Source organism: Ensifer sp. ENS03, from assembly GCF_014852035.1.
In the GTDB taxonomy this organism is placed as follows: Bacteria; Pseudomonadota; Alphaproteobacteria; order Rhizobiales; family Rhizobiaceae; genus Ensifer; species Ensifer adhaerens.
In genome coordinates this window covers 64,862-77,502 of record NZ_JACVAV010000010.1, presented here as the reverse complement: position 1 = coordinate 77,502, position 12,641 = coordinate 64,862, and the positions used below count along the sequence as shown (strand labels likewise).

Genomic DNA, 12,641 nt, shown 5'->3' with positions numbered 1-12,641 from the left:
GTCAGTTCTGTTTAAGGAGGAGAATGGAATGAGATATATTCGAGACACGTTGGCGCTGCTTGCCACCTGTGCGTTGCTGCAATCAGGCCCTGTCTATGCGCAAGACGCTTCGACGAAGATTACGGACGACCCGCTCGAGCTGACGATCCATTTCCATTTCCGTGACAAATACGTCTACACGGAAGACTGGCCCGTCGAGAAGAAGGCGGCCGAATGGACCGGGATCCACGTGAAGAATGTCGCCTCGCTTGCGACCAGCAGCAGCCGGGATGCGTTCAACTTGCTGATGGCCTCGGGTAACCTGCCGGACATCGTTGGCGGCGACGTCACCGGCGGGCTGAAGGACGACTTCATTCGCTATGGCATGGAGGGCGCCTTCATGCCGCTGGATGACCTGATCGAGGAGAACGCCCCCAACCTCAAGAAGTTCTTTGACGAGCATCCGATCGTGCGCCAGGCCATCAGCGCACCTGACGGTCACATCTACTTCATCCCCTACGTGCCCGAAGGCGAGTTCTCGCGTGCCTGGTTCATCCGCCGGGACTGGCTCGACAAACTGGGCCTGAAGGTTCCGGAAAACGTCGACGAACTCTATGCCGTTCTCAAGGCTTTCCGCGAGAAAGACCCGAACGGCAACGGCAAGAAGGATGAAGTTCCCTACTTCGCACGCGAGCCGATCGAAGCAGTCCGACTGATCAACATGTGGGATGCCCGCGTGTCCGGCTCGGAACGCTACGGCGACTTCATGATCGAAGACGGCAAGGTCGTGCATCCCTGGACAACACCGAACTATAGGACCGGCATTTCCAAAGTTGCGCAGTGGTTCAAGGAGGGCTTGATCGATACGGAGGTGTTCACGCGTGGAGCTCGGGTGCGTGAATACATGCTCGGCAACAATATCGGGGGCATGACGCACGACTGGTTCGCAAGCACGTCCAACTACACCGACGCTCTGAAGGACAGCGTTCCAGGCATCGACTTCGCGCCGATGCTGCCGCCGAAGACCGTGTCCGGGAGGCGCTTCGAGGACAGCCGGCGTGCGACCGTTCAGCCGGCAGGTTGGGCGATCTCCTATTCGAACCAGCACCCGGTCGAGACGATCAAGTACTTCGACTTCTGGTTCTCCGAAAAGGGCCGGATCCTGTCGAACTGGGGCATCGAGGGCGAGACCTATGACATGGTCGACGGCAAGCCCGTCTATAAGCAGACCGTCCTTCACAACCCCAAGCCGGTGAACGCCCAGATGTGGGAAATCGGCGCCGGCGTGCCGCGTGGCTATTGGGCCGCCTATGCCTCCGAGGAGCAATGGACGAACAAGATGGCTCTCGACGGGATCGCCATGTACGAGAAGGAACCAGGGCTTCTGCAGCCTGAGTTTACCGGCGTCTCGATGAACAGCGACGAGCGCGCCGTTTACGACAAGTACTGGCCGAGCCTTCTCACCTACATGATGGAAATGCAGCAGACCTGGGTCCTCGGAGCCCAGGATGTCGATGCCTCCTGGGACGGCTACGTCGCCCGGCTCGACCAACTCGGCTACGCCAAGGTCTCCGAGGTGATGCAGGCGGCCTATGACCGCCAATACGGAAAGAACTGACCCGATTATCGGGCGCGACCGGGTCGCGCCCGCCTCTATCACGTATTCAAAGGACGTCATTTCGATGCCCAAAACCGCTGAAGCACCCCGCCTGCAATATCTCGATGAGCCAAAGCCGGGGACCCTGACGATCGGCTATCAGCCGGCCGGCGAAAGCTCTGTCGAAAATCCGCCCCGTTTCAGCTGGCTGCCGGCCCTGAACGACGATGCGCGCTATGTGGTGCGGATCTCGAGCGATGCGGGCTTTGCGCCCGAGCGGACGCTGGTCTTCGACAATATCGCCTGGAACTTCTTCACCCCGGATACAGCGCTCGAACCCGGTTCCTACTGCTGGTCATTTGCCCTTTGGAACGATGCCGAAAAGCGCGCGGCCTCCGATTGGAGTAGCGTGCGTGAATTTACGCTCAAGCCGGGCCTTCCCGAGACGGCCTTGCCGCGCGCGGCAAAGCGGCGCGACATCATGGATCTTCGCCATCCCCGCCTGTGGCTCAATCCGGATGGCATCACCAACTTCCGCAGCCGGTTGCAGGAGGATCCTGATTGCTGCGGCTGGAAGACCTTCTACGTGAACTCGGTGGAGCCGTGGCTCTCGCGGAGCCTGATCGCCGAACCGCAACGTTACCCGGATAATGTGCGCACCGCCAAGCTCTGGCGGCAGATGTACATCGACTGCCAGGAGGCGATCTACGCCATCCGGCACCTGGCGATTGCAGGTGTCATCCTGGATGACGCAGACATGATTGCGCGGGCCAAGGACTGGCTGCTGTCGGTCGCGGCCTGGGATCCGCAGGGAGCAACGGCCCGCTCCTACAATGACGAGGCGGCATTCCGCGTAGTGACCGCGCTCGCCTGGGGCTACGATTGGCTATACGACCATCTCGATGACGGTGAGCGAGATCGCGTGCGTCGTGTGCTCCTTGCGCGGACACGCGAAGTCGCAGACCACGTGATCTGGCGTGCGCGCATCCATGTTTTCCCCTATGACAGTCACGCGGTGCGCTCGCTTTCGGCGGCCCTCACAGCGGCATGTATCGCGCTGGCCGGTGAGGAAAAGGAAGCCGAGTGCTGGCTGGACTATACGGTCGAATTTCTTTTCACCCTCTATTCGCCATGGGGCGACAGCGACGGCGGGTGGGCGGAGGGTCCACACTACTGGATGACCGGCATCGCCTATCTGACGGAAGCCGCCAATCTCATCCGAAACTTCCTCAAGGTCGATCTCTATCGGCGGCCGTTCTTCCAGAAAACAGGTGATTTTCCGCTCTACACGAAGGCGCCGGGTACGAGGCGGGCCTGCTTCGGAGACGACTCCACCCTCGGCGATCCGCCTGGTCTCAAGGTTGGCTACAATGTCCGCCAGTTTGCCGGCGTCACCGGCAACGCCCATTACCAGTGGTATTTCGAGCGGCTGAAGGCGGATGCCGCCGGTACCGCCATGGAATTCTATAACTACGGCTGGTGGGACCTCAATTTCGACGAGCTTGTCTATCGGCACGATTACCCGCAAGTCGAGGCAAAGGCGCCTGCCGACCTGCCGCCGGTCAAGTGGTTCAGGGAGATCGGCTGGGTTGCGATCCAGAAACACATGGACGATCCCGATCGCCACATCCAGTTCCTGTTCAAGAGCAGCCCCTTTGGTTCCTTGAGCCACAGTCACGGCGACCAGAACGCATTCCTGCTCTATGCCTTCGGCGAGGATCTGGCGATCCAGAGCGGTTACTATGTCGCCTTCAACTCGACCATGCATCGCAACTGGCGCCGGCAGACCATATCCAAGAACGCGGTCCTCATAGGCGGCAGCGGGCAATACGCCGAAGGCGACAAGGCGATCGGCAAGAAGGCGGGAGGTCGGATCACGGCGGTGCGCGAGGAGCCGACGCATGTCTTCATCAGCGGCGATGCCACGGCGGCCTATCGGGCGAACAATCCGCTGGTCCTCAGGGTCGAGCGAGACATCCATTTCGCACGCAGCGACTTCCTCGTCATCGTCGACCGCGTCGAATGCGTCGAACCACAGCCCCTCAAATGGCTATTTCACTCCGCCCATCAAATGGACGTGGGCAGCAACAGTTTTCGTCTGACCGGCGAACGGGCGGGGCTCTACGGGCAGTTCGTGTTTTCAACCGCAGGGCCGCCGCAGATACGCATGATCGAAGGTTTCGAGGGCGTCGATCCAACCGAAATCGAGGGCCTGGCCACCCAATATCACATCGAGGCAACGCTTCCAGCGTCCACCAAGCAGACCCTGGTGACGCTTCTCGTTCCCTATGCCCTTAGCGAACCCCGGCGGGTCTTTCACTTCGTCGATGACCAGGGCTTCAGTGCCGACCTCTATTTCACCGATGTCGACGACAACCAGTTGCGCATCATCATCCCCAAGAACTTCTGATCGGAAAGGAAATGTCATGAACGGACTGAAGGACAAGGTCATTTTAGTAACTGGCGGCGGCCGCGACATCGGCAAGGCCTGCGCCGAGAGGCTTGCCAGCGACGGCGCAAAGGTCGCAATCACCTACCTTGGCTCGGCGGCTGGCGCCGAGGAGTGCGTGAGGGCGATAACGGCTTCCGGTGGCAAGGCGATCGCCATCAAGGCGGACATGACCGTGGCCGCCGATGCACAAGCGGCTGTCGACGGGGCAGTTGCCGCGTTCGGTCGGCTCGATGGGCTGGTGCATGTCGCCGGCGGACTTTTGGCGCGCAAGACCTTGCAGGACATGGACGAGGCGTTCTTCCGGCAGGTGATCGACGTCAATCTCACTTCACTCTTCAACGCATCCAAGGCGGCCGTTCCGGCGATGGCCGACGGTGGCGCGATCGTCACCTTTGCCTCACAGGCCGGCCGCGATGGCGGCGGCCCTGGTGCGTTGGCCTATGCCACCTCGAAGGGGGCGGTCATGACCTTCACGCGTGGTCTTGCAAAAGAACTCGGACCAAGGATCCGCGTCAATTCGGTTTGCCCGGGCATGATCTCTACGACCTTCCACGACACGTTCACCAAGCCGGAAGTGCGCGAGCGTGTCGCTGCCGCAACGCCGGTCAGGCGCGAGGGCCGATCGGACGAGGTCGCCAATCTGGTCGCCTTCCTTGTCTCCGATGAGGCGTCGTTCATCACCGGCGCCTGCTACGATGTAAACGGCGGCACGCTGTTTTCCTGATATGGTCATGACAGTGCGATTTCCGATCCATGGCAAGCGCGTCGCCCTCATCGGCACGTCGCTTGTCCAGCAGAACCACCACGCAGGCGACAGGCACATCCACTCCTGCGCCCGCGGGTGGGCGACATGGGCGGAGGTTCTCTCCGCCGGCCAGCTCGACATTACGGTGTTTCACGATCCGCGCGTATTTCCCGGCTGGGAGCCAAGCGGCAGGATCGGCGTCACCCGTGGCTTCGGCGGACTGAACGCCGGCGTTTCGGGCCAGAAGGCCCGGGACATCGCACAGCGTCTCGAGGAGGTCTTGAAGCTCGATTTTGACCTGATCGTCGTCGATGCCGGCACGAACGACATGATGGTTGAGACAAAGGAAGTCATCCAGTCTATCCGCGAAGCGGTCGTTGATCGACTGATAGCGGCTGGAAAGACGGTGATCCTGCTGCCGATCCTGGCGCGTGGCACGCAGAAATGGGTCGCTGGCGGATCGGAACGGGCAAAAGCACACTGGATCAACCAGAAGAGCCTCGCCTTTGCAGCCATGAGACCGCACTGCCACGTCTTCGACTGGAATTCCGTCTGGGTGGACCCTTATTCTGCCGATGGGGCGCCACACGATGGCTTCTCCGACGACGGCACGCACTTTTCGGTTCCGGGCGGCTACGCGGTCGGCAAGGCGTTGGCAGCCTATCTTAGTGGCTTCCTCGCTCCACCCGCTCCTCGAATATGGGCGCAGGACGACCGCTTCGATGCAGTCAACAACCCGATCGGCAACATCCTGCCAAATCCTCTTCTTGCCGGGAACGGACCGTTGGCCGAAGGATTGGCCGTTTCTCACGGTCGAACGACTGCAAGCCGGATCATCTGCCAGCCCGACCGCATGGCGAACTGGCAGGAGGTCGGTGTGGCGATAGAGGGGTGCCGCGTGGATCTCCTGCCGGACGCTTTCGTTAGTCCGCTGCCGGCGGGCACCTGGGTGCAGGCAAGCGTCCAGGTGGAAGTGCCCGCGCACGGTGACTGGCGGGACATTTCGCTGATCCTGGAAGATGGTGCGGCGGAGGGCCTGGTGTCGCAGGCGCTCGCTCCGTTCGATCTCGGCGATGGAAACCTCGCACCCTTTCCAAGGGAGGCGTGGTCGGGCGTGTTGAGGACACCTCCGATCAAATTGAAGACGCCGATGCAAGATCTCCGGCTTGGGCTCAACCTGCAGGTTGGTCCGTCAAGACAACCATCAAGCATGCAGTTTTCAAGCCCCGAGTTGCGTCAGGTCATGCCTCCACAGAGCCAGCTGTTTTGACGTGAATGGCCGTGGCTCGTCTCAACACGCGCTGAACGCGGCCCACAGAGGACCAAATCCGTAGGCGATACTCCAAAATCCCATGAGTTCCGATTATGCGGCAGGGCTTTTGGCTTGGCCTGGAATGCGTTCTCGTGGTCTTTCTGCTAACCTCGACGACCAGAACGCGCAGAAACTCGCGACCACGGCAAGCGCTGCAATGATCGCTCCAACCCACGGCAGGGCGTGGACTGAGAGGTTTGCAAGCGCGATCCCCCCAACTGCCGTCCCGAGCCCTACACCGATGTGCATTGTCGACAGGTTCAGGCTTATGCCGGTATCGGCCGTCTCCGGCCCGGCTGAGATCAAGAAGCTTTGTACCACCGGCGAGATCATCCAGCTGATGCAGGCCCAGATCATCAGCACGCTGAACATCACCCACGAGCTGCCCTCGACCAACGGTATCGTGACAAGGGCGAGCAGGTAGGCCGTCGGCGTGAGCAAAAGGACGTTGCGCGGCGAAAACCGGTCGGCAAGCCAACCACCGAGATAGCCACCGCTCACGCCGGCAATACCAAGGACCGCAAAGGCTATCGCGATGTTTTCCGCGGCAACGCTGGCAATCTCAACGAGGTAGGGGCCAAGAAAGGCGAACAGCACGAAGTGCCCGCCAATCATCAGAATGGAGACAAACTGGCCCGCAACGAGAGGCGGCTTTCGCAGGTGGTCCAGATACCTTGGAAGGGCGGCTTTACGGCGAGCGGAGACCGGAACATGCCGCCAGCTTGCCAACCACACCAAGCCGGCAAGCAGGGACAGTGCGATGAAGACGCCCCGCCAGCCGATAAGTCCGCAGATGAAAATTCCCGCGGGAACGCCGAGCACCAGCGAGCCACTGATCCCCATGAAAATGATGCCGATGGCTCGACCTTTCATGTCTTTCGCGACCAGCTCGGTCGCCAACATCGTTGCCAGAAGGCAGACGGTCGCGCTCGCCATGGCCATGCCGATGCGGGCGACGACAAGCGTTGCGAAATTGGAGCTCGCTGCCGCACAGAGATTGCTAACGACGAACAGGCCCAGAGCACAAAGAAGAAGGCGCCTGCGCTCGATCTTCATCGTAAGGACGAGCGCCAAGGGCGCCGTCAAGGCAAACACGATCGAAAAAACGGCCGTCAACTGCCCGGCAAGCGCGATCGAAACGCCAAGCTCGCCGGCGACATCGGAGAAGATGCCGACTATGATGTTTTCAGCGGTTCCTGTGGCAAATGTCGCAAATGCGAGCAAGACAACGATAGGGTTCATGCGCCCGTTCTCCCTGCATGATGACCCATGCGGGCACGAACCAGCGATCGCCCCGACATGGAATGGACATGTCGGGTTTCGAGGCAGAGCTTCGGTTATCCCTATGGCAGCTTGACTAGCACGTCGGTGCCCGAGCCGGAAGCCCCTCTCGGCCACCTATGCGAGCACTGCGCCGTCAGCCACCCGCGTGCCGTCGCGGCCGATTGCACCGCAGAGGCCAGGTCACGACACCTCCTGCAAAGACAGCGACCCAGACGACGACCGGTTGGAGCGGCAGCCTGACGGCGTGATACAGCCACTGCCAAGGAGCGACTTCTGGCGCACTCAGGCTGTCCAGCGCATGCTTGATATTGGCCGGAAAGACGAGCACCGCATAAAGGGCGAGCGCAATGCCGGCATATTTGCGAAGAGCCGGGATCAGCAGACCGATCGCTCCTGCGATCTCGCAAAGTCCTGTCAGCAAGATCACCTCTGGCGCGTCAGGCACCCACGAAGGGGTGATGGCGACAAAGGGCGCTGGAAAGGCCACGTGCAGAACGCCCGCCGTTCCATAGAGCGCGACCATGCCTGCCCTGCACCTCAACCGCCAGAGATCAACGCTCGCCATCTGCCGCGATCCGCTCTTCGAGCGTCCTTGCCACGGCGCTCAGATCGACTTTCCGGCCACTGATCTTTTCGATCGCCGCGACGGCCAGATCGCTTGCGACATAGTCCGACTTGTGCCCGAGGTTGTGCACGACCATAAGCCTCGCGCCGCGGATATCCCGGGCCAGGTGCCGTGCATGCACATTGGGTGAGACAATCCTGTCGACATCGCCGGTGATGATGACCGTCGGCGCCTTGATCTTGCGGTATTTCCGACTTGCCGTCCGGGTCCAGTCGTTGAGTGCCGCCACTTCCTGGGCATTGTGCCGGAAGGCTGCGGGCCTGAGGGCCTGCAGTGTCCGGGCTTCACGCAGATAGTTTTTCGGCATTTTGTTCGGCGCAAATGTCGCGCGGGTCGCGCTGCCGATCGCAAGAAGGCCGATTGGCGGGGCGATCAGAGTGCTGAAGAGCGCACCCGACACAGGAACGGCTGCTGCGTCATAATACCAGGCGACGCCGCCGTTCCAGGGGTAGACGGCTGGCGACAGGAAGACGAGACCGACAACCCTTTCGGGATGACGCACGGCAAGGGCCGCTGCGATCGCGCCGCCAAAGGAGTGGCTGACAATGATCGCCTTCGGAATCCCGCGCCTTGCCATAAGACTTGCGATGGCGTCCGCCTGTCCGTCAGGCAGTATGTTTTCAGGTCCGCCGACATCCGAGCCGCCATGTCCCGGCCGATCGACGAACAAAAGTGTCGCTCTTCCTTCGAGCTTCCCGCGAAAGGCATACATCGGGTCGTAAAGACTGGCGCTGGCACCGTGGATGAAAACGATCGGTGGCAGGCTCGTCTGCTTGCCGGGTTTAAGAAGTACGCTGTTCAGACTGAAGCCGCCGACATCGATGCGAACCGGCCGCGCCTCGTCCGCGATCGCCCTGAGCGGCTCGAAAATGGTCCCGATCAAAATCAGCAGGCTTAGGACTACCTGAAATCTTGCGCGCGCTTTCATGTTGCTCCTGAAGAATAGCGACCTCCAGGAATATACGTGTGAGAAGCGCAATCGGTTTTGGTCTCTAATCCGGTGTGGTTCGCGACAGCATCGAACACTATCCAACCGTCTATGCGGCGGAACTCCGTCGCATCGCCGAGAGCAGCGTCAAGGTGCGATGCCGAGTGACGTGTCGCGAGCCCGCATTCCTACCGGCTCGCCGGCGCGCGACCATAGAGCAGAAGCATCAGGATAATCACCACACCGTAGATGATCTGGCGCCCGGCTTCGGGCATCTGCGTAACGGAAAGGATCGATTGCAGGAGCGTGATCAGAATGACGCCCGCCACCGTACCGAGATAGGATCCCTTCCCGCCGAGGATTGACGTTCCTCCAAGGACGACCGCCGCAATGGCCGGAAGAAGATAGGCATCACCCATGGATTGCGCGGCCTTAGAGGCATAGCCCGCGAGCAGCACCCCGCCAAGGGCCGAAAGCCCGCCCGAGGCGGCAAAGGCAATCATGACGATGCGGCGGGTGTTGATGCCGGAGAGATAGGCCGCACGCTCGCGATTGCCGATGCCGTAGACCGCGCGCCCGAAGCCCGTCCGGCGCAGAAGAAAGACCATTGCCGCGCCGATCAGCGCCCAGATGAAAACCACGTTCGGAATACCGGGAACCAGAGCACCGGTGGCGAGATAGCGCATGGCTGCGGTGGCGGAATCCTGTGGCGAGAAACCGCCCGTGTAAACCACCATCACGCCTTGGGCGACGGCATTGGTCGCCAGCGTCACGATCATCGAGGGGATGCGCAGATAGGCAACCCCGACGCCGTTGATGAGCCCGATGCCGATGCCGCACAGGACGCCGAAGGGAATGGCAAGCGCTGTCCCGACCGGACCGTAGGCCGCGGCGGCACAGGCCATCATCGCGCCCGTGGCAACAGTCCACGGCACCGAAAGATCGATCTGGCCGAGCAGGATGACGAGCATCATGCCGGTGGCGATGATGCCGAGGAAGGACGCCACCTTCAATTGTTGCAGCAGATACTCCGGCGACAGGAAGCTGCGCGAATAGAGGCTGCCGAGCACAAGCAGCAGCAGGATGCAGCCGAACGCAGTGACCACCGCCGGGTCGAGATTGCGTATGAAGGTCGATTTGCGTCCGGTTGCGCCAGTCATTGCCGTCTCGCTCACAGGAACCACTCCAATCTATTGCGCACCCTGAAGAGCGCAAGGGCCCCGAGGCTGATGGCCGCCAGCAGGATCAATCCCTGGAACAGCGGTTGCCAGAGCGGATCGAGATCGAAAACGAACAACAGGTCGCCGATCGTGCGGAATGCCAGCGCACCGAAGACCGCGCCGATGGCGCTGCCCTTGCCGCCGAACAGCGAAACGCCTCCCAGCACCACGGCTGCGATCGAAAACAGCGTGTAGGCGTTGCCGCTGGCGAGTGCTGCGTCGCCGGTATAGGTAAAAAAGGTGAGAAACAGCCCCCCGAGAGCGGCGACCAGACCCGCAAGCGTGTAGGCGAGCAACTTGCCGCGGCGGATCGGCATGCCGGACATGTAGGCGGCCGTCTCGGAGGAGCCCACGGCATAGGCTGCACGCCCATAGACCGACCGGCTGAAGGGCACCCATATCACGACGACTACCGCTGCAAGCGCGACGAGGCTCGCCGGCACAACTGCGAAAATCCGGCCGGTCAGGGCATCCGCGAGCCCCTCGTTGACGGATCCGCCGGGAAAAGGCCGCAGCAACAGGGCAAAGCCGAAATAGACCGCCCCCGTTGCGATCGTCGCCACGATCGGCTGCAGCCGCCCATAGATGACAATGGCGCCATTGATCGCGCCGCAGGAGGCCCCAACACTCAGGACGACGAAGACGCCGAAGGCCGTCTCAAGCGGCGAGCCAACGACCAGCCACGAGGCCAGGCAGTTGGTGAGAAGGAAGATCATGCCGACCGAGAGGTCGATGCCGGCGGTGATCACCACCATGGTTTGAGCCATCGCGACAAAGGCAAGCAGCACGCCTTTGTTGGCGGCCGTCTGGATAACGTTGGCGGTGAAGCCGGCCGGATGGTTCGATGTGTAGATGATGAACATCACCACGAAGATCGCAACCGCCGCCAGCGTGCCCCGATGCTCCGTCAGTCGGTACCGCCAGTCGTTCATTGGATGGGCTCCCGGTGGCTTGGGTCTGCGGACGGAATGTTGAGTGCGCTCGCAATCAGCGCGCGCTCCGTTATCTCAGGGCCCGCCAACTCCCGTTTTACCGCCCCGTCATAGAGCACGAGGACCCGGTCGCAGCAGCCGATGAGTTCGGCATAGTCGGTCGAATAAAAGAGGATAGCCGCGCCTTCGTCCGCCAGACGCCGCAAGAGCTGGTAGATCTCCTGCTTGGTGCCGACGTCAATGCCGCGCGTGGGGTCGTTGAGAAGGACGATGCGCGGCTGCCGCATCAGCCATTTCGCAATGACGACCTTCTGCTGGTTGCCGCCCGAAAGCGCCCCGACCGGCGCGTCAATGTTGCCCGCCTTGATGGACAGCAACGTCATCATCCGGTCGATAGCGCTCTCTTCTTTGGCGCGATCGATGATCCCGCCGCGCGTCAGCCGGTCGAGAGAGGCGAGCGAGAGATTGTCACGCACCGTCATCGGCAGCATCAGCCCCTCGGTCTTGCGGTCCTCGGGAATGAGCGCCATGCCGATGCCGTGCCGGCGCGCCTGCGCAGGGCTGCCGATGCTGATCGCTCTGCCGTCGACGAGAACCGTGCCGCGCAGCCCGCGCAAGACCCCGAACAGCGCCAGGAGGAGGTCGCGCTGTCCCTGCCCGTCCAGCCCGCCGAGACCGACGATTTCGCCTGCACGCAATGAAAACGAGATGTCGTGAAGACGGTTCGCCCAGGACAGATTTCGCGTCTCAAGGACGGGTGCCGCTGGTGCAAGCGGGCCCGGCTTGGGTGGATAGACGCTATGATATTCACGACCGATCATCATCTCGATGACCTCGCTGTCGCTCCTCGTCCCTGCCGCGTAGCTTGCAACCTTGCTGCCGTTTCGAAACACGGTGCAATCGTCTGCCAGTTCCGCAATCTCGTTCATCCGGTGCGAGATGTAGACAAGCGCCAGCCCTTCAGAGCGCAGCCGCTTCAACACGGCAAAGACCTTGGAAACATCGGCCGCCGTGAGCGCCGACGTCGCCTCGTCGAGAATGAGGATGCGTGGCTTGCGCGCGAGCGCCTTGGCGATCTCGACGATCTGCTGGCGCGACAGCGGCAGGTCCTTGACCAGCGCCAGAGGGTGGATGTCTGCCGCACCGGCGCGCGCCAGCGCCTCTTCTGCCAGACGCCGCTGGGCCTTGCGGTCGATCATGCCGAACCGGGTCGGCGGATTGAAAATGACGATGTTGTCGGCAACGCTGAGTTCCGGGATCAGCGACAGTTCCTGGAAGACGCAGGCAATGCCGGCGGCGTTGGCGGCGGCCGGTGACGCAAACGTCACGGGCTGTCCATCGAGCGTCATCTGCCCCTCGTCGGCGGCCACAACGCCCGCCATGATCTTGATGAGCGTCGACTTTCCGGCACCGTTCTCGCCGAGAACGGCGTGAATGGCGCCGGTCCTGACGGACAGTTCGGCATTTTCAAGCGCCCGCACCCCGCCGTAGCGTTTCGATATGCCTTCCATGCGAAAGAGCGGTGCGCCGCTTTCCATTGCGCTCTCCGGAAAACCGTTGTTGACGA

The 12,641-nt window shown here is 61.7% G+C and carries 10 protein-coding genes; 4 read left to right on the top strand and 6 right to left on the bottom strand.

From position 1 onward, the window contains the following. The first annotated feature begins 28 nt into the window (after window positions 1–28). The 4 genes from IB263_RS27540 to IB263_RS27525 all read left to right on the top strand — a co-directional run bounded on the left by IB263_RS27540 (window position 29) and on the right by IB263_RS27525 (window position 6,043). On the top strand, window positions 29–1,597 hold the full coding sequence (locus IB263_RS27540; protein WP_060520815.1) for an extracellular solute-binding protein: 1,569 nt from the start codon (window positions 29–31) through the stop codon (window positions 1,595–1,597). Between the two features lie 64 nt (window positions 1,598–1,661). Next, window positions 1,662–3,986: a DUF4962 domain-containing protein gene (locus IB263_RS27535; RefSeq protein WP_192439282.1), complete on the top strand. Its 2,325-nt coding sequence runs from the start codon at window positions 1,662–1,664 to the stop codon at window positions 3,984–3,986. A 16-nt stretch (window positions 3,987–4,002) separates the two neighbouring features. Then, window positions 4,003–4,752, top strand: coding sequence for an SDR family NAD(P)-dependent oxidoreductase (locus IB263_RS27530; RefSeq protein ID WP_060581988.1), 750 nt, complete (start codon window positions 4,003–4,005; stop codon window positions 4,750–4,752). A 7-nt stretch (window positions 4,753–4,759) separates the two neighbouring features. Continuing rightward, window positions 4,760–6,043, top strand: a complete 1,284-nt coding sequence (locus IB263_RS27525; protein WP_060605055.1) for an SGNH/GDSL hydrolase family protein — start codon at window positions 4,760–4,762, stop codon at window positions 6,041–6,043. Window positions 6,044–6,136: 93 nt separating this feature from the next. Here the strand turns inward: IB263_RS27525 and IB263_RS27520 are convergent, their stop codons facing one another. The 6 genes from IB263_RS27520 to IB263_RS27495 all read right to left on the bottom strand — a co-directional run bounded on the left by IB263_RS27520 (window position 6,137) and on the right by IB263_RS27495 (window position 12,612). Further along, window positions 6,137–7,327, bottom strand: a complete 1,191-nt coding sequence (locus IB263_RS27520; RefSeq protein ID WP_192439339.1) for an MFS transporter — start codon at window positions 7,325–7,327, stop codon at window positions 6,137–6,139. Between the two features lie 175 nt (window positions 7,328–7,502). Further along, window positions 7,503–7,934 carry a hypothetical protein gene (locus IB263_RS27515; protein WP_060520819.1) on the bottom strand — a complete coding sequence of 144 codons (432 nt, stop codon included), beginning with the start codon at window positions 7,932–7,934 and terminating at the stop codon, window positions 7,503–7,505. Next, window positions 7,921–8,922: an alpha/beta fold hydrolase gene (locus tag IB263_RS27510; protein WP_060520820.1), complete on the bottom strand. Its 1,002-nt coding sequence runs from the start codon at window positions 8,920–8,922 to the stop codon at window positions 7,921–7,923. The genes IB263_RS27515 and IB263_RS27510 overlap by 14 nt, the downstream gene beginning before the upstream one ends. A 188-nt stretch (window positions 8,923–9,110) precedes the next feature. After that, window positions 9,111–10,082, bottom strand: coding sequence for an ABC transporter permease (locus tag IB263_RS27505; protein WP_110819009.1), 972 nt, complete (start codon window positions 10,080–10,082; stop codon window positions 9,111–9,113). 11 nt (window positions 10,083–10,093) lie between these two features. Beyond that, window positions 10,094–11,074 (bottom strand): ABC transporter permease, encoded by a 981-nt coding sequence (locus IB263_RS27500; RefSeq protein WP_192371500.1) that lies wholly within the window; start codon window positions 11,072–11,074, stop codon window positions 10,094–10,096. Then, the gene (locus IB263_RS27495) at window positions 11,071–12,612 is read right to left on the bottom strand and encodes a sugar ABC transporter ATP-binding protein (RefSeq protein WP_060520823.1); all 1,542 of its coding nucleotides are present in this window, start codon (window positions 12,610–12,612) and stop codon (window positions 11,071–11,073) included. The genes IB263_RS27500 and IB263_RS27495 overlap by 4 nt, the downstream gene beginning before the upstream one ends. Window positions 12,613–12,641 lie beyond the last annotated feature (29 nt).

Bases quoted from the DNA above. Each gene is read 5' to 3' on its own strand.
- IB263_RS27530 (WP_060581988.1), top strand. From the start codon at position 4,003: ATGAACGGACTGAAGGACAAGGTCATTTTAGTAACTGGCGGCGGCCGC.
- IB263_RS27510 (WP_060520820.1), bottom strand. From the start codon at position 8,922: ATGAAAGCGCGCGCAAGATTTCAGGTAGTCCTAAGCCTGCTGATTTTG.
- IB263_RS27500 (WP_192371500.1), bottom strand. From the start codon at position 11,074: ATGAACGACTGGCGGTACCGACTGACGGAGCATCGGGGCACGCTGGCG.
- IB263_RS27515 (WP_060520819.1), bottom strand. From the start codon at position 7,934: ATGGCGAGCGTTGATCTCTGGCGGTTGAGGTGCAGGGCAGGCATGGTC.
- IB263_RS27520 (WP_192439339.1), bottom strand. From the start codon at position 7,327: ATGAACCCTATCGTTGTCTTGCTCGCATTTGCGACATTTGCCACAGGA.
- IB263_RS27535 (WP_192439282.1), top strand. From the start codon at position 1,662: ATGCCCAAAACCGCTGAAGCACCCCGCCTGCAATATCTCGATGAGCCA.
- IB263_RS27505 (WP_110819009.1), bottom strand. From the start codon at position 10,082: ATGACTGGCGCAACCGGACGCAAATCGACCTTCATACGCAATCTCGAC.
- IB263_RS27540 (WP_060520815.1), top strand. From the start codon at position 29: ATGAGATATATTCGAGACACGTTGGCGCTGCTTGCCACCTGTGCGTTG.
- IB263_RS27495 (WP_060520823.1), bottom strand. From the start codon at position 12,612: ATGGAAAGCGGCGCACCGCTCTTTCGCATGGAAGGCATATCGAAACGC.
- IB263_RS27525 (WP_060605055.1), top strand. From the start codon at position 4,760: ATGACAGTGCGATTTCCGATCCATGGCAAGCGCGTCGCCCTCATCGGC.